Origin of the sequence: Limnothrix redekei LRLZ20PSL1 (assembly GCF_043235035.1) — a bacterium.
GTDB lineage: Bacteria > Cyanobacteriota > Cyanobacteriia > CACIAM-69d > CACIAM-69d > CACIAM-69d.
The window spans coordinates 43,573-68,606 of record NZ_JAZAQF010000088.1; the positions used below are offsets into that span (position 1 = coordinate 43,573).

The 25,034-nt window shown below is 53.1% G+C and carries 18 protein-coding genes and 1 pseudogene; 10 read left to right on the top strand and 9 right to left on the bottom strand.

What is annotated here, in order from left to right; all coding sequences use genetic code 11:
• Positions 1-5: 5 nt before the first annotated feature.
• On the top strand, positions 6-1,736 hold the full coding sequence (locus VPK24_RS16695; RefSeq protein WP_393015070.1) for an ATP-binding response regulator: 1,731 nt from the start codon (positions 6-8) through the stop codon (positions 1,734-1,736).
• Positions 1,737-2,383: 647 nt separating this feature from the next.
• On the opposite strand, the gene miaA is transcribed toward VPK24_RS16695, so the two are convergent.
• The 5 genes and pseudogenes from miaA to VPK24_RS16720 all read right to left on the bottom strand — a co-directional run bounded on the left by miaA (position 2,384) and on the right by VPK24_RS16720 (position 8,434).
• The gene (gene miaA, locus VPK24_RS16700) at positions 2,384-3,562 is read right to left on the bottom strand and encodes a tRNA (adenosine(37)-N6)-dimethylallyltransferase MiaA (protein WP_393015072.1); all 1,179 of its coding nucleotides are present in this window, start codon (positions 3,560-3,562) and stop codon (positions 2,384-2,386) included.
• Positions 3,563-3,733: 171 nt separating this feature from the next.
• Entirely contained in the window at positions 3,734-4,615 is an 882-nt protein-coding gene (locus VPK24_RS16705) for a prohibitin family protein (protein ID WP_393015074.1), read from the bottom strand.
• A gap of 692 nt (positions 4,616-5,307) precedes the next feature.
• Positions 5,308-6,636 carry a recombinase family protein gene (locus VPK24_RS16710; protein WP_393015076.1) on the bottom strand — a complete coding sequence of 443 codons (1,329 nt, stop codon included), beginning with the start codon at positions 6,634-6,636 and terminating at the stop codon, positions 5,308-5,310.
• A gap of 197 nt (positions 6,637-6,833) precedes the next feature.
• Positions 6,834-7,244 (bottom strand): annotated as a pseudogene (locus tag VPK24_RS16715) (SufE family protein); the annotation flags it as partial.
• A 101-nt stretch (positions 7,245-7,345) separates the two neighbouring features.
• Entirely contained in the window at positions 7,346-8,434 is a 1,089-nt protein-coding gene (locus VPK24_RS16720; protein ID WP_393015078.1) for an isochorismatase, read from the bottom strand.
• Between the two features lie 301 nt (positions 8,435-8,735).
• On the opposite strand from VPK24_RS16720, the gene VPK24_RS16725 reads away from it, so the two are divergent.
• The 5 genes from VPK24_RS16725 (at position 8,736) to VPK24_RS16745 (ending at position 13,836) form a co-directional block, all read left to right on the top strand.
• Positions 8,736-9,185 carry a hypothetical protein gene (locus tag VPK24_RS16725; protein ID WP_393015080.1) on the top strand — a complete coding sequence of 150 codons (450 nt, stop codon included), beginning with the start codon at positions 8,736-8,738 and terminating at the stop codon, positions 9,183-9,185.
• Between the two features lie 386 nt (positions 9,186-9,571).
• Positions 9,572-11,212 carry a ShlB/FhaC/HecB family hemolysin secretion/activation protein gene (locus VPK24_RS16730; protein ID WP_393015082.1) on the top strand — a complete coding sequence of 547 codons (1,641 nt, stop codon included), beginning with the start codon at positions 9,572-9,574 and terminating at the stop codon, positions 11,210-11,212.
• Positions 11,213-11,816: 604 nt separating this feature from the next.
• Complete coding sequence (locus tag VPK24_RS16735; protein WP_099534966.1) at positions 11,817-12,296, top strand: secondary thiamine-phosphate synthase enzyme YjbQ; 480 nt, start codon at positions 11,817-11,819, stop codon at positions 12,294-12,296.
• A gap of 59 nt (positions 12,297-12,355) precedes the next feature.
• Positions 12,356-12,718 (top strand): response regulator transcription factor, encoded by a 363-nt coding sequence (locus VPK24_RS16740; RefSeq protein ID WP_099534967.1) that lies wholly within the window; start codon positions 12,356-12,358, stop codon positions 12,716-12,718.
• A 221-nt stretch (positions 12,719-12,939) separates the two neighbouring features.
• A complete protein-coding gene (locus VPK24_RS16745) occupies positions 12,940-13,836 on the top strand; it encodes a tetratricopeptide repeat protein (protein WP_393015085.1) in 897 nt (298 codons plus the stop codon).
• A gap of 93 nt (positions 13,837-13,929) precedes the next feature.
• Here VPK24_RS16745 and VPK24_RS16750 read toward each other — a convergent pair whose 3' ends face one another.
• Positions 13,930-14,736, bottom strand: a complete 807-nt coding sequence (locus VPK24_RS16750; RefSeq protein WP_393015087.1) for a tetratricopeptide repeat protein — start codon at positions 14,734-14,736, stop codon at positions 13,930-13,932.
• 442 nt (positions 14,737-15,178) lie between these two features.
• Here VPK24_RS16750 and VPK24_RS16755 point away from each other — a divergent pair, with 442 nt between their 5' ends.
• Complete coding sequence (locus VPK24_RS16755) at positions 15,179-15,709, top strand: pentapeptide repeat-containing protein (protein ID WP_393015089.1); 531 nt, start codon at positions 15,179-15,181, stop codon at positions 15,707-15,709.
• Between the two features lie 218 nt (positions 15,710-15,927).
• Positions 15,928-17,682 carry an arginine--tRNA ligase gene (argS, locus tag VPK24_RS16760; protein WP_393015220.1) on the top strand — a complete coding sequence of 585 codons (1,755 nt, stop codon included), beginning with the start codon at positions 15,928-15,930 and terminating at the stop codon, positions 17,680-17,682.
• A 74-nt stretch (positions 17,683-17,756) separates the two neighbouring features.
• Here the strand turns inward: argS and VPK24_RS16765 are convergent, their stop codons facing one another.
• The 3 genes from VPK24_RS16765 to ftsH2 all read right to left on the bottom strand — a co-directional run bounded on the left by VPK24_RS16765 (position 17,757) and on the right by ftsH2 (position 22,719).
• Positions 17,757-18,719 carry a glycosyltransferase gene (locus VPK24_RS16765; protein ID WP_393015221.1) on the bottom strand — a complete coding sequence of 321 codons (963 nt, stop codon included), beginning with the start codon at positions 18,717-18,719 and terminating at the stop codon, positions 17,757-17,759.
• A 399-nt stretch (positions 18,720-19,118) separates the two neighbouring features.
• Positions 19,119-20,234, bottom strand: a complete 1,116-nt coding sequence (gene mraY, locus VPK24_RS16770) for a phospho-N-acetylmuramoyl-pentapeptide-transferase (RefSeq protein WP_393015091.1) — start codon at positions 20,232-20,234, stop codon at positions 19,119-19,121.
• A gap of 592 nt (positions 20,235-20,826) precedes the next feature.
• Positions 20,827-22,719 (bottom strand): ATP-dependent zinc metalloprotease FtsH2, encoded by a 1,893-nt coding sequence (gene ftsH2 / locus VPK24_RS16775; protein WP_393015093.1) that lies wholly within the window; start codon positions 22,717-22,719, stop codon positions 20,827-20,829.
• Between the two features lie 595 nt (positions 22,720-23,314).
• Here ftsH2 and VPK24_RS16780 point away from each other — a divergent pair.
• A complete protein-coding gene (locus VPK24_RS16780; RefSeq protein WP_393015094.1) occupies positions 23,315-23,869 on the top strand; it encodes a late competence development ComFB family protein in 555 nt (184 codons plus the stop codon).
• A gap of 193 nt (positions 23,870-24,062) precedes the next feature.
• Positions 24,063-24,719 carry a sigma-70 family RNA polymerase sigma factor gene (locus tag VPK24_RS16785; RefSeq protein ID WP_099534973.1) on the top strand — a complete coding sequence of 219 codons (657 nt, stop codon included), beginning with the start codon at positions 24,063-24,065 and terminating at the stop codon, positions 24,717-24,719.
• Positions 24,720-25,034 lie beyond the last annotated feature (315 nt).

Below are 25,034 nucleotides of genomic sequence, written 5' to 3' on the forward strand. Positions count from 1 at the left end.
GGCGTATGACGTTTTCTGATTCTGCATCTCAGGGCAATCCCTTGCTCAACCAATCGGCCTCGCTGTTTTCACCACGGGTGTTGCTGGTTGAAGACAGCCCGATCGACGTTCGCCTTGTGCAACTCATGCTGCGGAAGGCGGAGTTTTTGCTGTCGGGAGTTGATCTGGTAGCGGTGGGCACCCTGGCAGAGGCGCTGGTTTGCATTCGACAGCAGCGTTTTGATGTGACGTTGCTAGATTTGTCGTTGCCAGATTCGGTGGGGCTGGGGACGCTGCGCCAACTTCAGGCCGCCCAACCCACGATTCCCGTAGTGGTGTTGACGGCAACGGGTGACGAGCAGGCGGGGGTTGATGCCCTGCGGTTGGGGGCCCAAGACTATTTAATTAAGGGGGAAATTTCGCCCACGCTGCTGGTGCGATCGATGCGCTACGCGATCGAGCGGAAACAGGCGGAGTTGCGGCTGGCGGATTCCCAATCATTTTTGATGGATGTGTTGAACCTGTCGCCGGACGCGATCGCGGTGTTACAGGTGATGCGTGATGACCGAGATCGGGTGGTGAATTTTCAGTGGCGGTTGGTGAATCCGGCGGCGGAGCGAGCAACGGGCTGTTCGGCGGCGGTGCTGGCCCAGCGCAGTTTGCTGGCCCATGGCACGGATCCGGGGGCGCGGGCAGCCGTGCCGTTTAGTGCGGAGCCGGTGGTGATGGGCGAGTCGGAGGTGGAGCAGGCGGCACGGGCCAGCCAAGAGTTATTCACCTGGTTGCTACCGGTGGTGACGGAGGAGGCCAACCAATCGCGCGAGGTGTTCGATCGGCGATTGAACAGTTGGTTTCGAGTGGATGCCTGCAAGTTGGGTGATGGTGTGCGGCTGATGTGTCGCAACATTACCCAATACAAGGCGATCGAGCGGATGAAGGATGAATTTGTCTCGATCGTGAGCCACGAGTTACGCACCCCCTTCAGCTCTTTGCAGGGTGCAATTAAGCTTTTGGCCACGGGACGCTGTGATTTGCAATCCATGCAAGGACAACAATTAATTGCCGTGGCCCTGCGAAGTGCGGAACGGTTGGGGCAAGCAATTGATGTGGTGTTGCGATTGGCCGATTTAGCATCTACCGAAAGCCTCGCCAGGCAACGCTGTTGGGTGCAGGATTTGGCCAATCGAGCTTACGAGCGCGTGGTGAGTCGATTACAAGCCCAAAATTTATCTATTACTTATTCAATTCCCGACGACCTAACCGTTTGGGCTGATCCTGATGCCATTTTAGATTTGTTCGATCGCATTTTAGATAATGCGATCAGGTTTTCATCGCCTGGCTCAGTCTTAGGATTTGCGGTCACCCTTTCACCACAGGATGTGATTTTTCATATTACTGACCATGGCTGTGGCATTCCCCCCACAGACCTAGAGCAAATCTTTGAACCCTTCTATCAAGTGGATTCCTCCGACTCCCGATCGCGTGGTGGACTGGGGGTCAGCCTAACCCTTTGTCGTCGAATTGTGGAGCAGCATGGCGGACAAATTTGGGTTACCAGTGAACTAGGAAAGGGCAGCACTTTCCATATTTCTTTACCTCAAAATTGGAGCGAGCTTCCAGAATCTCAAAATCCAGAAGCGAATCATCTTGCGCCTGGTTCCCTTGACTGTAATAGTCTGGATCGAAGTAATAACATTGAAGGAATTATCCAAACCACTTACACCATTTCTCAAGAACCAAGGCTATCGTCTTCCTAAGAAAAATTTAGGAATTTGATTAGCTATTGATATGATTCTTGGTTAAGCCTTGATTAGTTTTCAGACCATCGCGAATCTTACTGTTGTTGGGTTTCGTGCCTCAACCCAACCTACTAGCTACTAGCGTGTCTGCCTTAATTCGCTGGGTTAAATTACATGGCTGTTACCATCGTCTGATCGTTAAGCAGCAAGATGCTCAAGCCCCTTGTTACCGCGCCTGGCTCCGCAACTTTGACCCAATAGACCTCTTTCACGAATCAGTTAAAAGCCTTCATCCTTGAATCCTTTCCCTCAAGATGGGCTAATCAACAATCATTTTTGAGGTTGGGTTGAGGTACGAAACCCAACAACAGTAAGGTTCGTAGTGATCGAGTTGGGTTGAGCCTTGCGAAACCCAACCTACTAAAGAGCCAGGCGACTGAGCATTTTGTCAGTCAATCGGCAATCTCGAAGAGAGATCTAGGATAAGGATCGTGATTGACGCAAGAGGTCTAATGCATTAAGTCTGTCGTGCTACTACCAGATAATCGTTGATCAGCCGATCTTAAGAAAAGAGGTTAAGAATAAGCACTTTTAACTGATTCCTGAAAGAGGTTGATTGAATTAAGCGTTCTGTCATTTTTTAGTCTATTTTTATATCAACTCAATCAAGAACTTTGATCAAATTTGTTACTATCATTCAGGAAGTTTTGCACCAACTTTAGAGCCATCTCCAAGAGTCTTGGGTGATCTGCATCTAACCAATGGATGTTAGGGTCTGCCCGAAACCAAGTTCGCTGTCGTTTTGCAAATTGGCGAGTGTGAACAGCAGTTAACTGTTCTGCCTCTGGCCAAGTTATGTCACCATTCATTGCTTGCAACACTTCACGATAGCCCAAGGTTTGAAGTAAGGGCAAATTCTGGCCATAAAGTTCCACTAACTGATGAACCTCTTCCACAAACCCTTGCTCAAACATCGAGCGAGTGCGCTGTTGAATTCGCTGCCATAGCCGATCATTTTCATCTGGGGCTAATTTTTCTTTCCTGTGCTTTTTTGACCGCTGGCGAGAAGAATTTTGAGGATGGGTTTGGGAACAATCGAGTTGCTCGATCGCCTTCTTTGAATCGTTTAAATCGTTTGAATCGTTAGTTAATCGCGAGTTAGCAATCAGTCCATCCAAACTCTTAGCACCGAGGCAGTCTAGGCCAATTTGCAAAATTGGATAGGCGGGAATTTTTTCTCCTTGCAGGCTAGAAATTGGCTGACCTGTGGCATAAAAAACTTCCAGTGCTCGGATGGTTCGCACATCATCACGCTCATGGATTTGTTGTGCAGAAACAGGATCAAGAGTCAACAAAAGTTGGCGGCGATCGAGGCGAGTCAGTTGCTCCAATTGCGATCGCAAGATTGGCTGGGGCGGCACTTGAGGAATGCGTAATCCTCGAACCACAGATTTAATATAAAGTCCGGTTCCCCCAACCAATAGGGGAATTGTTTGGCGTTGATGATAATGATGAATCAGTTGATTTGCTTGGGTCTGAAACTCAGCAACTGTGAAGACCTCAACCGGGTCGCAAATATCAATTAACTCGTGGGGAACCGCCGCACGATCGCTCAATGACGGCTTAGCAGTTCCAATATCAAAATTGCGATAAATTTGGCGAGAATCCGCTCCCAGAATAACAGAATTTAAAGACCGACCTAGCTCGATCGCTAAGGCGGACTTGCCTGAAGCTGTCGGCCCCACAATCACAATCAGCTTAGGCGTAAAGTTCACATCTTCTGAAGTTGAATTCAATGGGCGATCGGGGTGGCGCTCATCCGCTGCCATGCTGGGTTCCGACATTTGTGTCGCCAATTCAAATTTCTAATCAATAGGGTTTCAAGATTATAGGTAATTTTGGATCAAAGCTTTTAAACAAATTGATTTAGTGCAATTCATCATTCAATGAAATAGATTAGTCGATCGAAGCAATTCTACTCAGTGGCGATCAATTGCACGTTCATGGGCATTGGACTAATTACCGCCTGGAGAAACCAAAATCGGTGAATTGCCATTGGTAATGATCACCTTTGTATTTTTGGATTCTGCTAGACTTTGCATAGCTTCAATTTGCTTCAATTGAATGACCTGATTGGTCAAGCCCTGAGCAACCGTTCGATTGTAGTTGGCGATCGCCTGGGCCTCAATTTGTTTTCGTTCAGCCTCCTGACGAGTTTTTGACAACACAAATTCCATTTGTTTGCTTTCTTGTTCGATTTTCAGTTTTTGTTGAATTGCTGCTTGGACAGTTTCCGGCAGTTTCACTTCTCGCAACAGAGCTGCTTCTACCATAAATCCCAAAGGCTCCAGTTGTTGTGCCAATTGTCGGCGCATTTCTTCAGCAATCACTGTGCGCTTGGTTGAATAAATAGACTCGGCTGGATGTAATGCAGTAATTGAGCGAACGACTGCTCGAAATCGAGATACGACAATTTCTGATTCATTTGTGCCAATGGTTCGATAAACCTGGGACACTTTTCGCGGATCAATGCGATATTGCAAGCTGACGTTTAAATCAAAAATTAAACCTTCTTGGGATGTTGCTTCAATACCTTCCTGAATATTCTTCAACCGTGTTGAAAACACTACCACTCGCGAAAAAGGTGTGTTGAAATGCAACCCGGGTAGCAATGGTCTTTCTTCCACATTGCCTAAGGAATCACGCACACCAACACTTCCCGTCGGTACATTCGCAACGAAACGACTAATGACATAGAGCGCCACAAAAACCGCCACAAAGCCACCGCCGCCCCGCACGGCCCATCGAATAGGCAATGGTGCAGGTAAATCATCACTTTTCAAGGCGGCAAAGGCTGCGCCACCGCCAATCAATAGCATTAGAAAAAACGTAAACATAAACTCACCTAAAGTGCTAGTACTATCATTGAATATTAAAGTTTAGGCTTGCTCAACAGCCTAAGCGATCAAATTTTAATCTGTGATCAAATCGCCTCACAAGCAACATTATAGACAGCAATTTATGAGTTTTGGAGATGAGCAACTTATTTTACGAAAAAGTAAAAACATGCAAAATTTATTTAAAATCTGATTTTGAAATTGCTTTAACTAACAATGTAAACACTCAATCAACCGTCACAAGAAATACTCAATTATTCAAAATTTGTTTTAGATTAGCAGGATTCATTCAAAAGACCTCTTGCATCAATCACAATCCTTATCCTAAATCTCTCTCCGAGATTGCTAATTGACTGACAACATTTTCAATCGCCTGGTTCTTCGGTGGGTTGGGTCGCGCAAAGCTCAACCCAACTCGATCATCACGAACCTCACTGTTGTTGGGTTTCGTACCTCAACTCAACCTACAAGCTAATCGTTGATTAGCCCATCTTGAGGGAAGGGGTTCAAGGATGAAAGCTTTTAACTGATTCATAAAAGAGGTCTAAAGTCAATTATAGAAACGAAAGAGTGAAATTTTTTACTTTCATTCGTTGATGAAGATAGAAAAACATTAATGCTTGATTTTTAAAAATGCTTTTAATCTTTAGTTTGAATTTTAAATTTTTTAAAAAAATTTTAAACAACTAATTTTAAAAAACAAAATCCAAAGATTGTACACGCCAAGCCGGTTGCCCTTTTCCCTTTGTTGAATAAGTTAGCCAGATGCCTTTCAGGAATTCGCGAAAGTAGAAACGCCGTTCGGCTTCGGATAAACCTTGCCAAAATTCTGGAATTGAAACCGATCGAGAAATCATCGATAAGCTGGCAGGAGGCAGTTGCGAAAGCCGATCTTGTAAAGTTCCCATTTCGATTCGAATTTGATAGGAACGAACTTGCAATATATTTTCATCCAAAATTCCATTTTCTTTAAGCTGAATGAGCTGAGTTAGGCGCTCTTCCTGAGCTTGAAGTTGTTGTTGAATTTGAGATTTTAATTGCTCAATATTCGGTAACTGTGCCTGACTCACTCGTTGTGGCAATTCTCGACAAATACGTTGAATTGTTTTCTTCAAGATCTGGTTATAGTCCGCCAGGGGGCATCGATCGGGAGCTGATTGTCCTTTTCCACAGGGATTGGGGCGCAAGTAAAGATAATTGGGAGTTTTGGATCCCCGCGATCGAGTGGAAGTTACGGCTAATTTTGCTTGGCATTGGGCACAGCTCACCAACCCCGCCAAGGAACGTGCAGCGCTAGCCGTTTTGGGAGCCAGGGTCTGATTACGTCGCAAGAGTCGATCAACCTGGGCTGCTTCTTCGCGAGATACCAGTGGGGGGTGCGTATTCAAAATTACATCGCCATTCTTATAGGCTAAATCACCTCGATAAGCAGGATTAGTCAGCCAATTACGACCCGTCGAAATTGAAATTTTTTTCTGATGTTTTTGGTTAATAAATCGCACCGCTCCTCGCAAGGAACCATAGAGCAAAAAGTTTTCAAAAAAGTCTTTCACGATACTGGCCGCAGCGCGATCAATCACATACCGATCCTTGCCCCGTCGATAGCCAAAGGGAGCACGCCCCGGCGGTGGCAAGGCTGCTAACCGATTACGGGCGTGGCCTTTTTGAATGGCATGTCGGTGCTGGTCTTGGTTCAGTTCCTGAAGCCATTGCAATTGTTGAATCCAGTTAGGATCGGTTCCCTTGGGGAGGCCACCCTGCATCACTCGCAGTATCACCCTAGCGTTTTCTAACTGATTCAAAACATTGAGAATGGACTCGATCGAGTCGCCCAAGTCGCGAATTTGTCGAATGAGAAGTGTGTGAATTGCTCCCTGCTTCACCAACTGCATGAGTTGCCCCAATGCTTGCCGATCGCCCAAATCCACATATAGGTTTTGCACATCAACTTCCCAATCGATTGGCTCTGTGACCAATTCCAAAATTGGGTCATGATAAATATAGGCAACCGTTTGATTCATTGCATCTGGCTCATTGCATCTGGCTCATTGCGCCTGGTTTCATTGCGCCTGCGTTGCCGCGTTTGCGTCATTGAGCATTCATCAACGGCTCAATCAGTCACTTTTTCAGGAGCTTCATGATTAGGTTCAAGGTTTGGTGGGGAGGACAATGAACCCAAGAAATTCAAATCTGCATGGGACTCAGACTGAAGCAATTGAGCTTGATCTTGCATCTTTTTGAAAATATTGAAAAATCCATTAGCCCGCGAAGGAGTCAGGCTAGCGTTGAGCTTTGTTTGTTGAATGAAATCCGGTTTTAAAGCAGTGATCACGGCCGGTGTTAGACCGTTCAACCCTTCAACTAGAAATGCCACTAAACCTTTCACTAGTTGTGAATCAGAATCACCCCGATACCAAACTTTGCCATCGGTTAGTGCTGCGGCCACATATACCTGAGAAGTGCAGCCATGAACCTTATTTTCAGGGCTACGATCCACTTCATCCAGCTCAGGAAGCCGCTTTGAAAACCAAATGAGTTGCTCGTAACCTTGCTTAGGGTTGGTGACTCGGGAAAATCGCTGAACTAATTTAGCCAAGGATTCCGGTAGGGCAGAGGTAGGAACAGTCATGGGCAGAAGCGTGAATTGAATGAGTTTTTTCTGAAAAACTATGCTTAGTTTACCATTTTATTGAAATGACTCTGGTGCTAGTTCTCGGATTGAATTTTTCACTAGCGATTAAACATTGGCCACTGCGCGATCGGGTCCGTAGACCGCACCAAATGCATTCCCGCTGAAGCAAAGTCCTGGAAGGTTCGATCAGCCAATTCCGTGAAGTCAATCACCCCAGGAACCACCACGGGCGACATGCAATCCTCGAGTAAATAGACTCGATCGACAAATTCCGGTTTTTGTGTTTGAATCTCTCGCAGAAAATCAGCCACTGTCCAAGCCACACAGTGGCTCTTTGCTTGCCCAGCAATAATCACTACATCAAATTCAAAAAGATGCTGAATCAGAGCCTGATTCTTTTGGGCGATCGGTTGTTGATGTTCATCACTGAGAACTTCGGGGCTGAGAATGGAATAATTTTCCGTTAAGGGATGGCTACCCTTCAGCTCAAATCGTGTTGGAATTTGCCGCCCAATGGCATGGGTAAAACAGGCAGCTTCAACGGCCGAAACCAATGCATGGCCAATACCGCCCAGCATGGAGTGATAGGGCCAAATGGTCAGAGGATATTTACCTAAATCTTCTAGGGTTTTGGTGTAGTGGGCGGCATAGGTGGTCAAGTTGCCATGCATCTTCGCGGCTTCTGGAGAGCGATCAAGCAATGCGCTTTGGCCAATGGCGTTAGGCAGAAGCTGGAAACTGGCTTGCAATTGGGGATTGGGTCGCCAACGGCCAGTCTTGACCGCTTCCCAGTCAATATTAGTCAGGGGTTCGGGATGGTTCCCTTCGGCATCTACCCAAAAGATTGGATGAAAAATCTGAGCAACCCCATGGGTATCCAACGTGGGGATGAGTTCCGTGAGTAAATTCAAATTTCGGTAAACAAATTTACATAAACGAATATTATCTTCGACTGCACCTTGCCCCGATCGCCCGCCCACAAACAACTCAAAATCAGGAACGCAGAACGTATTTTGCACATCAATCATTAACAGAGCAATTCGTTGCGAATCTTCCTGTGCCGGTGTAATTTGGTGTGCCTTGGCCCATTGTTGAGCCTCGGTGGCCAGTTGGGCATAGGGCACACGCCAAACTTCGCCAACGCGATCGCCCTCAAACCAGTCAGGAATCGGTAATGATAAGGACATCAAGCAATTTTCTCCAATGTGAAAAGTCTGTATTCAAATGGTTCAAAAATGAATGCCAGATTATTCGGATAGTCTGATTTTTCCTCAGAATAAATCAATAGAAGGGATTGGTTGCTTAGCCTCAGCAGCGATCGCTCAAGGCTCTCTCGCAGACGAGCTTCTTATGTTGTTAAACAGCCCCCAGCATCATTCACTCGTGTCAGCTTACCCAAGTCCAGCGGCCACTACACTAACAACCGCTGAGGCAGCCAATTGTCCTAGCGCGATGGAGGGGCAACCGGGAACAGTCATGACATCGGCCGTGAATTTCAAGCGTTTATCGGTCATTGCGATTCTGCTTTGGGCCGGGGCTGCGGCCTTGGTGGTCATGCGGCCTCGCAACGAGACCCTCAGCCGTCTTGCGGAGCAGTTGGCCAGTGGTCATTGGCAAACGGCCAATGCCTTGACTTGGCAAATTTTGGCTCCTAATGCTCAGGTGGACAGCCTGATGCAGACGGACTGTGATTTGCTGCTGGAGGTCGATCGCCTCTGGAGCGACTATAGCGACGGTCAGTTGGGATTGCGCACCCAATCTCGTCTGGCCGCCATGGCCGCCCCCACGAGCCTAGCCCAGGAATGGGCGGCCCAGGAGGCTCCCGCGCCACTGCCTCCGCCTGGCAGCCTACCTAATGCGGCCAGCACCCACCAAGGCCCGGGACTGGCTGACCTGACAGCCCTGGCGATCGCCCGTTTCGAGCAATGTAAACGCTAGATCGGCACTTTTTGCCAAAGCATGATTGCACTGGACTGTTTTGGAGCAACCCAATTATCAACTTCTGAACACAAACGGGTTGTGGCCAAGGATTACAGATGGCTCGACCCCGATTGACTGATCTGTTACGGTTGGTGCGATCGTTTGGTCGATCTGTCTCTTAATCTATGGCCTTGCGATATCTAGCTTTGCAACTTCTACCCTTGCAATTTCCAGCGCTTAGATTTCCAGCGCTTAGATTTCTAGTCTTTAGATTCCCAATATCGAAGCCTGAATTGAACCATGAGAGCCATGAATTGAAGCCTACATTCAGGCATTGCTCGGATCGCCATTGGCGGTGGTTGCTGGGATCGCTGGCGAGCTTGGGCTGTTTGGGCGGTGGGACAGTGGCAGCCATCGCCCAAACTCCCCCTTTGCCCCGTCCCGATCGCCTGCCGGATCCAATCACCATTCCGGAGCCAGACCAGCCCCCGCCCACTTTGCAGCCGCCCCCGATCGAGCAGCCAGCCTCGCCCTCTGACCTGCCGCCGATCCCCGGTCAAATTATGGTGAAGGCTTTTCGGGTCACGGGCAGCACGATTTTCACAGAGCGTGAATTTGCGACCCTGCTTCAACCCTACACCAATCGCCCCCTCACCTTTGCGGAGTTGCTGGAAGCGCGATCGGCGGTGACACAGCAATATGTCAACAAAGGCTACAAAACCTCCGGGGCCTTTTTGCCGCCCCAGGAGATTGATCCGGTTCAGGGCATTGTGGAGATTCGGGTACTGGAAGGTCGGCTAGAGGCGATCGAGGTGCAGGGGTTACGACGACTGCGCCCCAGCTACGTGCAACGGCGCATTGAACGGGCCACCCAACCGCCGCTCCAGGTCAATCGCCTGCTGACCGCTCTGCAACTGTTGCAGGCCGATCCCCTCATTGAAACCGTTTCCGCAGAGCTTTCGGCAGGAACCGAACCGGGCACGAACCTGCTGCGGATCACCCTCACGGAAGCCGACAGCCTCCATGGCGATCTATCGGTGGATAATGGGCGATCGCCCAGCGTGGGCACAGTTCGACGACGCGCCACCATCACCCAAGCCAACCTGCTGGGGCTAGGCGATGGTATCAGCCTCAGCTACACCAACACCGACGGCAGCGACTCGATCGAAGCCAGTTACACCATCCCGATCGACAGTCGCAACAGCACGATCGGGGCCCGCTTCCAATGGACCGGCAGCAGCATCGTTGAAGATCCCTTCGGCCCCCTCGACATCCAAGCCGACTCCTACCAATACGAACTGACCTATCGCCGCCCCCTGGTGCAGCAGCCCAACTATGAAGTCGTCACGGGCTTAACCCTCTCGCACCTGGACAGCCAAACCAGCCTGCTCGGCATTGACTTTCCCCTTTCCCCGGGAGCCGATGACCAAGGACAAACCAGCGTCACTGCCCTGCGGTGGTTTCACGAGTGGACCAGTCGCAGCGAAAGCTACGTTTTGGCCTTGCGATCGCAACTGAGTTTGGGACTGGATGCCCTTGACTCCACCATCAATCGCGAGTCGCCCGATAGTCAATTCTTGGCCTGGCGTGGCCAAGCCCAGTGGGTGCGCCAATTTGCGCCCGATACGCTGCTGCTGGTGCGGGGTGAGGCCCAATGGGCCGATCGCCCGCTCTTGCCCGTGGAGCAGTTTGGCCTAGGGGGATTTGAAAGCGTTCGGGGCTATCGCCAAGACTTGCTGCTGACCGATGGCGGGCTGTTTGGGTCGGCTGAATTGCGCCTGCCCCTGTTCCGCGCGCCCAAAATTAAAGGGGTGATGCAAATTGTGCCCTTTCTGGATGTGGGAACCGGCTGGAACCGGGGCGATCGACCCGATCCCGATCCCCAAACCCTCGTTGGTCTCGGGTTGGGCCTCCGATGGCAACAGGGCGATCGATTCACAGCGCGCCTAGACTACGCCATTCCCCTGGTGGAGGTGGACAACCCAGACCAAGACACCTGGCAGGAAAATGGCCTCTATTTTTCCGTGCAGTGGCGAGCTTTTTGATTGCGGAGTTCCGCCGCTGGCGAATTCCCTTGACCCAACGGCGATCGGCGCGATCGGGCACGAATTCCAAAAACTCATAGCTCCCATTGCCCCGTTGCCGCTGGGAACGATGGGGAGCGATCATCCAAAATAACCACCCAAAACCAGCACCCAACCACCGCCCAACCAGGACTCAGCCTTCCCCCAAAATTGGTGAACCCAAGCTGTCAATGGCGGAAATCTTGTCCATAAATCTCGCTAAAAATCGATTTATAGAAAAATTTAGGTCTAAAACCCCGCCCTTTCAGGTCATGCTAAATTACAGGTGGCCGCTGGGCTAGCGGTTTCAGTCTGTGGAGCAACCGTAAAACCCAAAGAGAATCGATCTCAGCAGGCTGGTGCGATGAAGCAGAAACCCAAACCTCATGATTTGGGAATCCCCGTCCACTTGCGGTGGGGAGGATGTCAACCCTATTTTTGATGGCGGCATTGCATCGGAATAGAGCGACCGATCCGGATCCATGAATAATTGTTTGTGATTGTTCGTGGTTGTTTGTGAATAATTGCTTTTTGAAATATTTCGATCGCTCCATGCAGAACTTTTTCAGTCCCTATTCCAGTTTCCATGAGTCGTTCTAGCGCCTCCGCCACTGTCATTTCGGTTGGGGCGATCGACCAGCGATCGCAAACGACCCATGTGCAACAGGTGCTGCGCCTTTCAACCCAAGGCAAACGGTTGCACAACATCACCAGCGCGATCGCGGAACTGGTGGCGCGATCGGGAGTGACCACCGGCCTCTGTACGCTGTTTGTGCAGCATACCTCCGCCAGCCTGGTGATCCAGGAAAACGCCGATTCTGACGTGTTACAAGACCTGGAAGCCTTCCTCGCCGGCCTCGTCCCCGAATCGGCTCCCTACCAACACAGTGCCGAAGGGCCCGATGACATGCCGGCCCACATTCGCACCGCCTTGACCCACACTTCTGAACAAATTCCGATCGTGCATGGTCAACTGGGACTGGGGATTTGGCAGGGAATCTATCTCTGGGAACATCGACAGCACGGTCGCACGCGCGAAGTTGTGGTACATATCATGGGTGGTTAACTCGCCCGATTGCGAGGGATGGCGGTCAGCAACCGCCGCCAACTGCGAAGGAGGATGTCGTGAGTAAGGTGCTAATTGTCGATGACAGCGCAACGATGCGCGAGATGATTGCCGCACTCCTCCAAAAACACGGCATGACGACGGTTTTGGCGGGCGATGGGGTAGAGGCACAGGTGCAATTTGAGGCCAGTGCTCCGGATTTGGTAATCACAGACATTGTGATGCCCCGGATGAATGGCTATGAATTTTGTCGTTGGATGAAGTCGGATAACAACCGAAAGGATGTGCCCGTGGTGCTTTGCACCAGCAAAAGCGAAGAGTTCGATCGCTACTGGGGCATGAAACAAGGGGCCGATGCTTACATCGCCAAGCCCTTCCAACCGGAAGAGCTGATTGACACGGTGCGGCAACTGTTGAAGTAGCACCTGAAGGAGCGTCTGGAATCTTGAAATTGGGCCAATCCCCTCCCTGGCAACACCTGCGATCGCGCGAGACTCCGGGGATATTGGGCGATCGAGTCTTGAACCCAACCCAGTTTTTTGCCCCTGCCCACCCGCCGTGCCAGATTAATCGCCCGCTGGATTAATTCAGGTTGCTAAGATGGCCTTGCGATCGTTGTCAGCAGCATTGGGTAAACAGGACTGTGAGCAAACTGGGCAAACTGAGCTTCAAAAAACAGAGCATCCGAGCGCTCCAGGTTCTGGCTGTGCTTTGGGGTTGCATGGGGTTATCCATGCCGGCCCGGGCGGAAGTGTTGCTTCCCTATGCACCGCCGATTGATCCCCAATGGTCTGAGCAGGCTTTGGATCTAGCCCAAGATGCGGCGCGATTGGTGCAGTTTGAGCAATACGATGAGGCCCTGGCCCGCATTCGAGTGGCGGCCTATCTCGCTCCCAAAAATCCGCAGGTTTTGCGGTTGATGGGCGGTTTATATCTCCAGTCTCAACAGATTGATCGGGGCATTCAGGTGTTGGAATCGGCCCGGGCCTTGGCTCCGGAAGATCCATCGGTGTTGTTGGCGTTAGGGTCAGCCTACGGGCAACAGAAGCGCTGGGATGAGGCGCTGACCACGTTGCAGGCGGGCCTTAAGCTTCAGGATTCGCCCACGGGCCGGTTTGATTTGGGGAATGTCTACCTAACCATGGGCCGATTTCAGCAGGCGATCGAGCAGTTTCGGCAAGCGGTGACCCTGGAAGCGCGGATGTGGCCAGCGGTGAACAATATCGGCTTGGCGCTGTATGAGTTGGGCGATCGAGACAACGCCCTCAAGGAGTGGGAAGCGGCTTTGGCAGTGGATCCAACTGCCGCAGAACCCAAACTGGCGATCGCTACGGCCACCTATACCGCTGCCGGTTGCCAAAGCCAAGCCCGAGATCCCAACTGCCTGAAGGGGTTGGCCCTGGCCCAGGAAGCTTTGGACACCGATGAGCGCTATGCGGATTTGCAGTACCTGAAGGACAACCTCTGGGGCACTCAACTGTTGAAAGATGCACAAGTGTTGCTCGATCGCCTCAAGCGCGATCGGGCCGCAGCTCGCTAAATGCCAGTTCGCTCAACTTCAACTCGCTTAGCTTCAACGCAATCCAGCAGGGATGGACAATGCCGGTTCTCGCCCGCTGGATTGCTCTAGAGGTTAAAGCTTGAGGAATTTTTCTAGGGCGGCCACCATGGCGGGCGGCCAACGGCGCACCTTCGCCACCCATTCCAAGTCCTTGTAGCGCCGATCGAGGCCCACCACCGAGACCCACTGGCTTTCGGCCTCGCCCCGATCGCCCGCGTCCCACAGGGCCGCCGTCAGGGCCGCCCGCGCATCCGCAAAGGTGGGATATTTCCGCACCAAATTCCGCAACAGGCGCAAGGCCTCCGCCCGATCGCCCAACTGAAACAAGGCCAGGGCATGGTTCACCCGGGCGATCGCAAAATCGGGAGCCAAGCGCTCCGCCTGGGCATAGTCTTCCACCGCGATGGCCCATTGACCAAGGCCCGCCTCCGCATTGCCCCGGTTGTTGTAGGCAGCCGCATCATTGGGATCCAATTCCAACACATGGTCATAGTCCGCGATCGCCCCCGTCAGATCGCCCGCATTCTCCCGAGCCGCTCCCCGATTCAGGTAGGGATCCGGCGCATTGGGAGCACGGCTAATCGCTTCGTTATAGTCCGCGATCGCCTCCTGCAGCCGATTTTGGCTGGCGCGGGCATTGCCCCGGTTGCTCCAAATTTCCGCATTGTCGGGAAAAAGTTCCAGAATTTGCGTCCAGTAACGCTCAGCCTGGGCAAATTGCCCACCATTGGTGGCCTCAAAAGCTTGGTCAAAGAGCGATCGCGCGGCCTGAACGCGGGCTTCGAGGGGCAACTCATCGGCAAAACTCGGCATTGGCACAATTGCCCAACTGGCACAAATCACCAATCCCATCAGCCCGATCGCCAAACTTCGCCCCATTGCTTGCAAGCACCACCATTTGAAGCGTTCAGCCCCTCCTGGCTTAACTCCTCCCTGGACTTGAAGCCAACGGGCGGTTACCAATTGAGATATCGGTTTGAATACTGTCCCGCAAGCGATCCGGGCGAACTGGCGATCGAGTTGTATTGACCAAGAGCGACCCACCCGGTTGCCCATCGCTGTCACCGCCGATCGCCCCTGTGGTTCCCTGCGGTGATCCCGGCACTGACCGGGACTCGAACCCCATTGATGACCGGTTACGATCGAGCCAGCCAGGGCCAACAACAACTGGAACAAGCGTAAAACTCGCATGGGTTGGAACTCTGGGGGACACCGATAAGCATCCTAGCGCGATCGTTCTCTGCCATTACACCCGTTTTACCGATGTCTGCCTAAGGCGCACACCTTGTCCATCCTTGCCGATTTGCTGAGAGGTCAACCCATGAAAACGTCCCACAAAACTTGGACTGCCGCGATCACCTTCCTGCTGGCAGGGAGCTTGGCCAGCGTGGCCTGGGCCCAAAACACCACCGATCCCCAGCAGTTCATCAGCGGCAGCGCTCGCAGTTGCCAAGGTTGCGATCTTCAGGAAGCCAACCTCAGCGGCATCAGTCGGGTCAATGCGCGGCTGCGTCAGGCCCAACTGCAACTGGCCAATCTTTCCGACAGCAACTTCGAGGGCAGCTACTTCACCTGTGCCAACTTGACCAGTGCCAACCTACGCAATACCAAGCTGCGATTTGCCAATTTTGTGGATGCCAACCTCAGCGGAACTGACCTGCGGGGAGCTGATCTGCGCAATGTGGACTTGGGCGGGGCGATCGTAGACGAAAACACCAACTTTGAAGGGGCCAACCTTGAAGGGGCAAAGCTTTGGGATTCTGCAACCCTCTACCGCTCCGGTGTCGATTTACGGCGGATTCCCCGCAACGTTGAAGGCGATCTGGAGCGGGTGCGCTGCCGGAATCGCTAGGGCCAGCAGTCTAATTAGTCCTAGCTAACCCGATCGCAACTGACCTAGCCAACAGAATCCGGCTTGCGGGCGGCCTCGCTCTCCCCTAATTCCAGTAAAATTTTCTATTGCCCTTTGCTCTTCGCGCGCGGGGAACTCCACGTTTGGCCGCGGCCGAACGCCCCGCGCCTTATCTTGTGGGCGAGATTTTTTTCTGGAAACCGTTCCCCTTTTTGCCGGTGAAAGACGCGATCGCCCGCCTTCGTTCAGCCCTGGAAACCGCCCTGGTCAAAGCCTTTGGCCCGGAGTTGGTTGGCACGGATCCGATGCTGGTTCCGGCCAGCAATCCCAAATTCGGGGATTACCAAGCCAATGTGGCTCTATCTTTAGCAAAACAGTGGGGCAAGCCGCCGCGCGAGGTAGCCAGCGCGATCGTGGCGGCCTTGGCGATCGAGGATTTCTGCGACTCCCCTACCATTGCGGGGCCGGGCTTCATTAACCTGACCCTCAAGGCCGACTACCTGTTGGGGCAATTGCGATCGAGTCAAGGGAGCGATCGATTGGGCATTGACCCCGTAGCGCAACCGCAGCGCATTTTGGTGGACTTTTCCAGCCCCAACATTGCCAAGGAAATGCATGTGGGCCATTTGCGCTCCACGATCATTGGCGATGTGCTGGCCCGGGTTTTGGAGTTTTTGGGCCACGACGTGTTGCGGCTGAACCATGTGGGCGATTGGGGCACGCAGTTTGGGATGTTGATTACCCATCTGCGGGAAGTGGCTCCGGAGGCCCTCACCAACGCCAATGCGATCGACCTGGGCGATCTGGTGGCGTTCTATCAAAAAGCGAAAAAGCGGTTTGATGAGGACGAGGATTTCAAAGAGCGATCGCGCCAAGAGGTTGTGCGCTTGCAGGGCGGCGATCCCGACAGCCGCCGCGCCTGGCAATTGCTCTGCGATCAATCCCGGCGAGAATTCCAAAAAATCTACGACCTGCTCGATATTCAACTCACGGAACGGGGAGAATCGTTCTATAACCCCCTGCTGTCGGAGGTGGTGAGCGCCCTGGAAACATCGGGCCTGCTGGTGGAGGATGCGGGGGCCCGCTGCGTGTTCCTGGACGGTTTTGTGAATAAGGACGGGAACCCGCTGCCCCTGATTGTTCAAAAGTCCGATGGAGGCTACAACTACGCCACAACGGATTTAGCCGCCATTCGTTATCGCACCACCCAAGACCGGGCTGATCGAATCATTTACGTCACCGATTCGGGGCAAGCAAACCACTTTGCCCAGGTGTTTCAGGTGGCCGAGCGGGCGGGCTGGGTTCCGGCGGGAGTGGAGCTGGTGCATGTGCCCTTTGGTTTGGTGCTGGGTGAGGACGGCAAAAAGCTGAAGACCCGATCGGGAGATACACCGAAGCTGAAGGATTTGTTGGCGGAGGCGATCGATCGATCGCGGGCCGACGTGGAACAGCGGTTGCAGTCAGAAGAGCGCAGTGAAACTCCCGAGTTCATTGAACAGGTGGCGCAAATTGTGGGCCTCAGCGCGGTGAAATATGCGGACTTGTCCCAAAACCGCACCAGTAGCTATGCCTTTAGCTACGACAAAATGTTGGCGCTTCAGGGCAACACAGCACCCTATATGCTCTATGCCTATGCTCGGATTCAAAGCATTAGCCGCAAGGGTGAAATTGATTTTCAGAACTTGGACAGTACCGAACTCATCCTCAGTGACGAGAGCGAATGGGCATTGCTCAAGCATCTTTTGCGACTGGATGAAGTTCTAGAGGCGATCGCAGCGGAATTGATGCCCAATCGCCTCTGTGAATATCTTTTTGAATTGAGCAAAAAGTTCAATAAATTCTATGATCGCTGCCCGGTTTTGAATGCCACAGAACCCGATCGCACTTCCCGCTTAGTGCTCTGTGATGCCACGGCGCGCACCCTGAAGCTGGGGTTGAATTTGTTGGGTATTGCAGTGCTCGATCGAATCTAAGCTCATCAATTCCGAGCCAAGTTAACAAGCTAATTGGTTATCTCAGAAGCGAACCCAAAAGGTTCAGCAACAGCTCATTTCAACGCCTCAAATGGCTCAATCCAGTCCGCGCGATCGGGTAATTGGGCCCGCACTTGCCCACGCCAACGTTCACGACTGCCCAACAGTTCAATAGGCGTTGATAGGGCATCGAGCAGGGAGCCTCTCTTAAACAGCCAGCGCCCAAAAGCCAGGGGCAACTCTCGCAGGCCCCAGCGCACCCAGCGGCGCAATTCCTGGCGAGCCGATCGACGACGCATCAGCGGCACACCATGCAACTGGTGTAGGTAGCGATTGGAGCGGCCATAACGCCGCCATTGACTGGCAAATTCCTGCCAGGTGGCCCGATGACGGTGCTCCACAATGGCCTCCGGCGCAAAGGCGATCGCCCAGTCTGTGGCCTGTTGCATCCGCCAGCACAAATCCGCATCGCCTCCGGTGGTCAGATAAGGACGAAACAGCCCGATCGCCTGGAAAACTGCTCGCCGCACCGCCAGGTTCGCCGTTTGGCCATAGGGCAAGAAGGGGTGGTCGATCGTGTGTTTTTGCGAGAGGGTTTCTTGACGATCGGCATAGCGTTCTAGCAGGGTATGGCCCGGCAGGGACGTGATTTCCCCAGCCACCATCCCGATCGCGGAATCGGCAAAATCTCCAATCAGCGATCGCAGCCATTGCGGTTGAGGGCGACAGTCCGCATCCGTAAACACCAGAATTTCCCCCCGCGCTACCCGAATTCCCCGGTTCCGCGCCGCATAGGACGACTGAATCGTCAATTCCTGAAGAGGATGCAGTTGCCATCCCCGATCGCTAGCCATTTGCTGGGCCCGCTGCAGCCAATCCCAGGAGCGATCGCCGCTGCGATTGTCCACCAGAATAAATTCCACTTGGCTGGGGGGATAGTCCTGGGCCAACAGGCAATCAACCAAAGGAGGCAAGTCCGCCTCGCCGTTATAGATCGGCACAATCACGGACACCATGGGCCAAGACTCCGGCTCCATGGCAACGGTCGATCGCCCCGTTGCGCTCACCGGTTCCCTCGAATCCAGATCAGAATCGTCCATGCTTTCTAGAACGCCAAGGAACATCCAAAAATCATGCTGCTTAACCAATTGGCTTGATGCTCTGACTCAATTCGCTGACTCAATTCGCTGATTCATCAAGGTCACCGGCTCGATCGGTCAGGCGATCGCCACAGCCCCGGCAGCTTGCCCCCTTCAGGATACTGTTGAGTTTGCCATTCCACGGGATGATTGCCCCACAAAAAACGGGGCCCGGGGCCCCGCAATTTCAGGCGTTATTTCAGGTATCGTTTCAGGCGTTTCTGAGGGCTTGAGTCTTGGATGGTAGGGAATTGTGCTAGCAACCAGATCAATATGTAACTGCAACGAAGGGGATGATCAACGCCACCAGAGTCCCAGAGCACCAAGGGCGGCAGCTACCAGATAAAACGTGGAAACCACTTGCAATTCTGACCAGCCAGAAAGCTCAAAATGGTGATGCAGCGGGGCCATCTTGAAGAGCCGCTTGCCCTTGCCGTCCGGGCCTTTGGTGGCTTTGTAATAGCTCACCTGCAACACCACCGAAAGGGTTTCAGCTAAGAACACCCCGCCAACAATGGCCAAACTCCAAAGCGAGTGGGTCAACAGGGCCACGGCAGCCAACGCACCGCCGAGGGCCAAAGATCCCGTATCGCCCATGAACACGCGGGCTGGATTGCGGTTATAGGCCAAAAAACCCAGGCAGGCTCCAGACAGGCAAGCACAGAAGAGACCGAGGGACGGAGAAGTGGGGTAAGCAATCGCTCCCAAGCTCAAGAGAGCGATCGCCCCAGTGCCGCCCGCCAGTCCATCCAAGCCGTCGGTAAGGTTTGTAGCGTTGCTTTCCGCCACCAGGGTGAACCAGCCGATCGGGAAAAACAAAACTCCCAGAGGCAGCGCAAACCCCAAGGGCAAGGCCACCGTTGTTAAATCCCAAGATTTTGTCAGTCCCAACCAGAGGCAAAACAACCCACCAAACAGCACTTGCAGCGCCAGCTTTTGGCGCGGGGTAATGCCTTTATTCGATTTGCGGCGCAAGACCTGCCAATCATCAATCCAACCAATGAAGCCATAGGCCAGGGTCAAGGCTCCCACCGCCAGTGCGTCGGCCCATTGGGAACCAGACCAACCGCAACCTATTCCTAGCAGTAGGGTCAGAACTACGGCCGTGGGCACAAAGAAGATGCCGCCCATGGTGGGGGTTCCCGCTTTCACAAAGTGGGATTGGGGGCCATCTTCTCGAATCACCTGGCCGGTTTTGAGGCGGCGCAACAGGGGCACTACCCAAGACCCGATCGCGGCGGTCACAGCGGCGGCTGTCACCAGCGGCAAGGTGAGCGATTCCAGGCCATAGGGCGATCGCCCAGACAGACCGTCGATTGTCACTGCGGCAGCGCTCAGGCAACCCGTCAGCAGCAAAAATAGCTGCGTGCCGGTTAGTGCAAAGGATTTTTGAACTGGAAATTTAGCATCCACAACAAAACCAGTAACTCACTCGTCACACCACACACACCATCTGTCCAAGCATCGCCTCTATCCGTGCCGCATTCCCGATTTAACTTTTTCCATCATTCCCTGACTCCCTGGAGGTAGACCCTGGGCATCGCGTGAATGGATGGGCGTTAGCGGCGCTGCAGCGTGGGCAATGACGATGTTAGGAAACCGCGCTGAGGGGCTAGAACCATGACCCGTTTGATTAGATACGGGATGGGCAACCTTAGGCGCTCATTAAAGCACGAATCCTGATGATCGGCGATCCGCTCTTTGGAATTCAGAACCCGGATCGACTGGCAAAATCCTCATCAAAAATCCATTAAGAATTGTTGTGGCACAGGATCGACCGATTACCAATGCTGAATTTTGATCCCGAGCCGCTGATCCCGAGCCACTGATCCCGGCAGCTCGAACAACCCAGTCAATCACCCCTGTGGGTTAATCACGCCCAGGTGTTGCTCAGGGCGATCGGGCAGGCAATCCCGCAAAAAAGCCGGGAGCGATTGCCCCGTTGGTCAATCGCTCCCGGTCATTTCACTGAAATTGTGGCTTACATCCTCAAGGTTGGCCTAGCCTAAAACACCAACTGGGTTGAGGCCTGCTCCTTGTCCGGAATCGTGGTGTATTCGGCCAGAATTTGGCGGAATTCATCACCATCGATCGTTTCCTTTTCCACCAGCAGATCCACCAGGCGATCGATCGCCGTCCGATTTTCACGGATGATCCGCTTGGCTTCCAGATAGCAGTGATCCACGATCGAGCGCACTTGGGCATCCACCCGGGCTGCGATCTCTTCGGAATAGTCCGATCGGGTCAACCAGTCGCGACCCAAAAAGACTTCCGAAGATTGGGTTTCCAGGGAAATCGGGCCAATGTCCGACATCCCAAAGCGGGTCACCATTTGCCGAGCCATGTTGGCCACCTGTTGCAGGTCGCCGCCGGCCCCGGTTGTCACTTCCGCATCACCGAAGATCACATCTTCCGCCGCACGACCGCCCAAAGCACCGGAAATCCGAGCCATGATTTGCGATCGCGAAATCAGCATCTGATCTTCGCTGGGGGTGAACCAGGTCAGACCGCGAGCTTGACCGCGCGGGATCAGGGTCACCTTCTGCACCGGATCGTGGTTCTTCATCAGCGTCCCCACGATCGCATGGCCGATCTCATGGTAGGCAATCAGGCGCTTGCTCTTGCTATCCACCAGAGGCGTGCCTTCCATCCCGGCAATCACCCGATCGACCGCATCGTCAATTTCCTGCATCGTGATTGCGTCCTTGCGGCGACGAGCCGTCAGGATAGCCGCTTCATTCAGCAGGTTCGACAGGTCAGCCCCCGTAAAGCCAGGAGTCCGACGGGCGATCACCTCAAGGGAAATTTCATCCGCCAGCTTTTTGTTACGAGCGTGGACATTCAGAATTTCCACACGGCCCTTCACATCCGGTGCATCCACCGTCACTTGGCGATCGAACCGGCCCGGTCGCAGCAGGGCCGAATCCAACACATCCGGGCGGTTGGTGGCTGCGATCACGATGATCCCCGTGTTGCCCTCAAAGCCATCCATTTCGGTCAGCATTTGGTTCAGGGTCTGTTCACGCTCATCGTTACCGCCGCCGATCCCCGCGCCCCGTTGGCGACCCACCGCATCAATTTCATCAATGAAGATGATGCAGGGAGCGTTTTCCTTGGCTTTTTTGAACAGGTCGCGTACGCGGGAAGCACCCACGCCCACGAACATTTCCACAAATTCCGAACCGGAGATGCTGAAGAACGGTACGCCCGCTTCCCCGGCGATCGCCTTAGCCAGCAGGGTTTTACCGGTTCCCGGAGGGCCCACCAACAGCACACCCTTCGGAATTCGTGCGCCCACCGCCGTAAAGCGTTCCGGCTTCTTCAGGAAGGTCACAACTTCTTGCAGTTCTTCCTTGGCCTCGTCCACGCCGGCCACGTCATCAAACATCACGCCGGTTTTGGCTTCCATTTGGAACCGGGCCCGCGACTTGCCAAATTGCATGGCTTGGCCAGGGCCACCGGGGACATTGTTCGATCGCCGGAACAGGAAAAACAACCCCGACAGCAACAGAATCGGGAACACCAAATTCCCTAAGAGACCCCAGAGGGCCCCATCGTTGCGCATCGGGTGCGAATCCAGGTTCACCCCGGCTTCGCGCAGCTTGGCAATCAAGTCTGGCGCGGCCACGGGCAAGTCAACCCGCAAACGCTGAAGACGACCATCCAGCTCGGGATCGACGGCCTCGACAATCGCCGTGCGGCCGCCCTCATACAGGTCAACTTCAACAATCCGGCCCGCGTCCAAATATTCTAAAAAGCGGCCGTAGGTCATCCGGGTATTCGCCGCGTTTTTACCCATGTCTGCTGTGGGGCCCGAAACTGCGCCCTGCCATAGGAAAAACCCTACGATCAGGACGGGCAACGTCCACAGCAGCGCGACTCTCCAAGAGAATTTCATCTGATGAGTTGCCCCTCAATCAACGCCTGTTATGTGCCTGTTATGCGGCTCGGGCGATCCCGAGTCTTAACCAAATGTAACTTACTGTTAAGCAGCCAGCAACCGAACTCAGTTTGGTTCGGTTCTGGTGGTGGCCCGTGGCGATCGGGAAACTTGCTCCAAAACCACTGCTATGACTGGGTTTGGTGTCTTGGGGAGCTAGTTACAATTACCTAGCAGATAGTTGCTCTCCTGCCGTTCCCTGAGATTGAGGGGGAAACCAGCAAGGTTAAATGGGAGCGAGGTAGCCATCGGCCGTAGGGTTAAGTTGGCAAACGTCAAATTAGCAGCGGAAAATTGTGAAAGAATGGCCACTCCAAAAATGGTGATTAAAAAAATGGTGATGGAAAACATTTGCCTCTAGATTGGATTTCTAGATCAAACTGTTTCTAGACCGGTGTGAGTGGCTACGGCAAAAAATCACACCGCACCTCCAAATCGTCATTACGTCTTCAGGGAGGGATTAGGTCGCTGGCTTCCGCGCATACTTTACCCTGTCTATAAGTCCCGTCAATCTGACCCCGACTGACCTCGAATCCTGGTATCACGCAGAGTTATGAGCATCGAAAAAATTGTTGAACAAGCGTTACGCGATGGCTATTTGACTCCGGCCATGGAAGCGGAAGTGGGGCGGATTTGCGATACAGCTTCCGAGTTATCGATCGAGGAGTATATGGCTCTCGATCGATTGATGGGTGCATTGCTGACTGGTGAAGTGGTTGTGCTGCCGCGCAAGCAATTTATCAACGTCATGGAAGAATTGGTGCTCACAGAGGCCATCACCCGAGTCGCGGAAATTGAAACCACCAGCGATCGGGCTTTGGATGTGGGCGATATTGCTGCCTATGCCCTCAATCGCTTGCCGCCCCTCTATGCCACCACCGAGGAGGGAGCCAACTACCAACGCCAACGGGCCAAGGAACAGCTCCAAGACCTCATTGCCAGCCAGGTGAACGAAGCCATTGTTCACAGCCAATCCAAGCCGGAATTCTTCCCGGAGCGGCAACCCCTTGGCAAGCCCAGCGGCGATGTGCTCTCGCAAGTTAGCGCCCTGCTGCAATCTTCGGCCCCGGCTTTCGAGGCTGATGTGCCCGGTGGTACCAAACGCTAGTCCCCGGTTGTTCAATTTGTTTTGCCCGTCGCTGCTGGTTTCCAACCCAGCGACGGGTTGCCGCTAGCCGCCAACGCTCGCGCCAGAATCGGTGATTTTAGACCCGAGCGATCGCAAAATCCTTAAGCCAGGAACTCTGAAGACCACCCCCGCGTCTGGAAAGCATGGGATATCCATCAACCCAGATGCGCGTATGAGCTACTCCCCGCCCGTGCCCTGGTCCAAGATCGAGGCCGCCTTGCCCCAAACGCCTGTGCCGCCTCAGAAATTATCAAGCGCTGATTTGGTGCTGCGTTGCCAAGCAGGCTTGCAGCCCGATCGGGCTGCTTTTTCAGAACTGCTGCGGCGCTACCAGCCCCATGTGGATCGCGTGCTGTATCACCTTGCGCCGGACTGGTCCGATCGGGCAGACCTCGCGCAGGAGGTGTGGTTGCGGGTCTATCGCCACCTCCACCGCCTCAAGGAGCCAGAAAAGTTCCGGGGATGGTTGAGCCGCATTGCCACCAATTTGTTCTATGACGAATTGCGCAAACGGAAGCGCGATCGGGCCCCCGTCTCCTTAGATGCCACACGGCAACTGGACGATGGCGAACTGGATTGGGAAATTGCCTCCCCTGACCCCAGCCCCGAAGAGAACCTATCCTCGCAAGAGTTCTACGAGAAGCTGCGAGAGGCGATCGCCGATTTGCCTGAAGCCTTCCGCACCACGATCATTCTGCGGGAAATTGAAGATTTGCCCTACGAGCAAATTGCGGAAATGACCGGGGTTTCATTGGGCACAGTGAAATCGCGAATTGCCCGGGCCCGGGCCCGCTTGCAAACGCAACTACAAAATTATCTCAATCACTAGGTGTTGAGTGATTGATCCCAGTGGGCTGAACCAATGGGTTGATCTGGGATCTGAATTGCGGAGAAATCCGGAGTTATGTTCGCTACTCCGTACGCTCAAAATTGGGTTAAATCGGCAGAGTTTCGGTTGCTTGGATGTTCCAATGAGAACTTGTCAAATATCCAAGAAAAACCTGAGCAAAGTCATCAGAAAGTCAGCGATCGGATACTGATCATTGAAAAAGTTTCAGGGTAGAAATCTCGGTTCCTAAAGATTTAGACTAAAGCTGGAACCAATTAGCAGGTTCCAATGTCGTCTGTGATTGAACGGTGTGTC

Bases quoted from the DNA above. Each gene is read 5' to 3' on its own strand.
- VPK24_RS16695 (WP_393015070.1), top strand. From the start codon at position 6: ATGACGTTTTCTGATTCTGCATCTCAGGGCAATCCCTTGCTCAACCAA.
- miaA (WP_393015072.1), bottom strand. From the start codon at position 3,562: ATGTCGGAACCCAGCATGGCAGCGGATGAGCGCCACCCCGATCGCCCA.
- VPK24_RS16705 (WP_393015074.1), bottom strand. From the start codon at position 4,615: ATGTTTACGTTTTTTCTAATGCTATTGATTGGCGGTGGCGCAGCCTTT.
- VPK24_RS16710 (WP_393015076.1), bottom strand. From the start codon at position 6,636: ATGAATCAAACGGTTGCCTATATTTATCATGACCCAATTTTGGAATTG.
- VPK24_RS16720 (WP_393015078.1), bottom strand. From the start codon at position 8,434: ATGTCCTTATCATTACCGATTCCTGACTGGTTTGAGGGCGATCGCGTT.
- VPK24_RS16735 (WP_099534966.1), top strand. From the start codon at position 11,817: ATGAGTCGTTCTAGCGCCTCCGCCACTGTCATTTCGGTTGGGGCGATC.
- VPK24_RS16750 (WP_393015087.1), bottom strand. From the start codon at position 14,736: ATGGGGCGAAGTTTGGCGATCGGGCTGATGGGATTGGTGATTTGTGCC.
- VPK24_RS16755 (WP_393015089.1), top strand. From the start codon at position 15,179: ATGAAAACGTCCCACAAAACTTGGACTGCCGCGATCACCTTCCTGCTG.
- VPK24_RS16765 (WP_393015221.1), bottom strand. From the start codon at position 18,719: ATGGAGCCGGAGTCTTGGCCCATGGTGTCCGTGATTGTGCCGATCTAT.
- ftsH2 (WP_393015093.1), bottom strand. From the start codon at position 22,719: ATGAAATTCTCTTGGAGAGTCGCGCTGCTGTGGACGTTGCCCGTCCTG.
- VPK24_RS16780 (WP_393015094.1), top strand. From the start codon at position 23,315: ATGAGCATCGAAAAAATTGTTGAACAAGCGTTACGCGATGGCTATTTG.
- VPK24_RS16785 (WP_099534973.1), top strand. From the start codon at position 24,063: ATGAGCTACTCCCCGCCCGTGCCCTGGTCCAAGATCGAGGCCGCCTTG.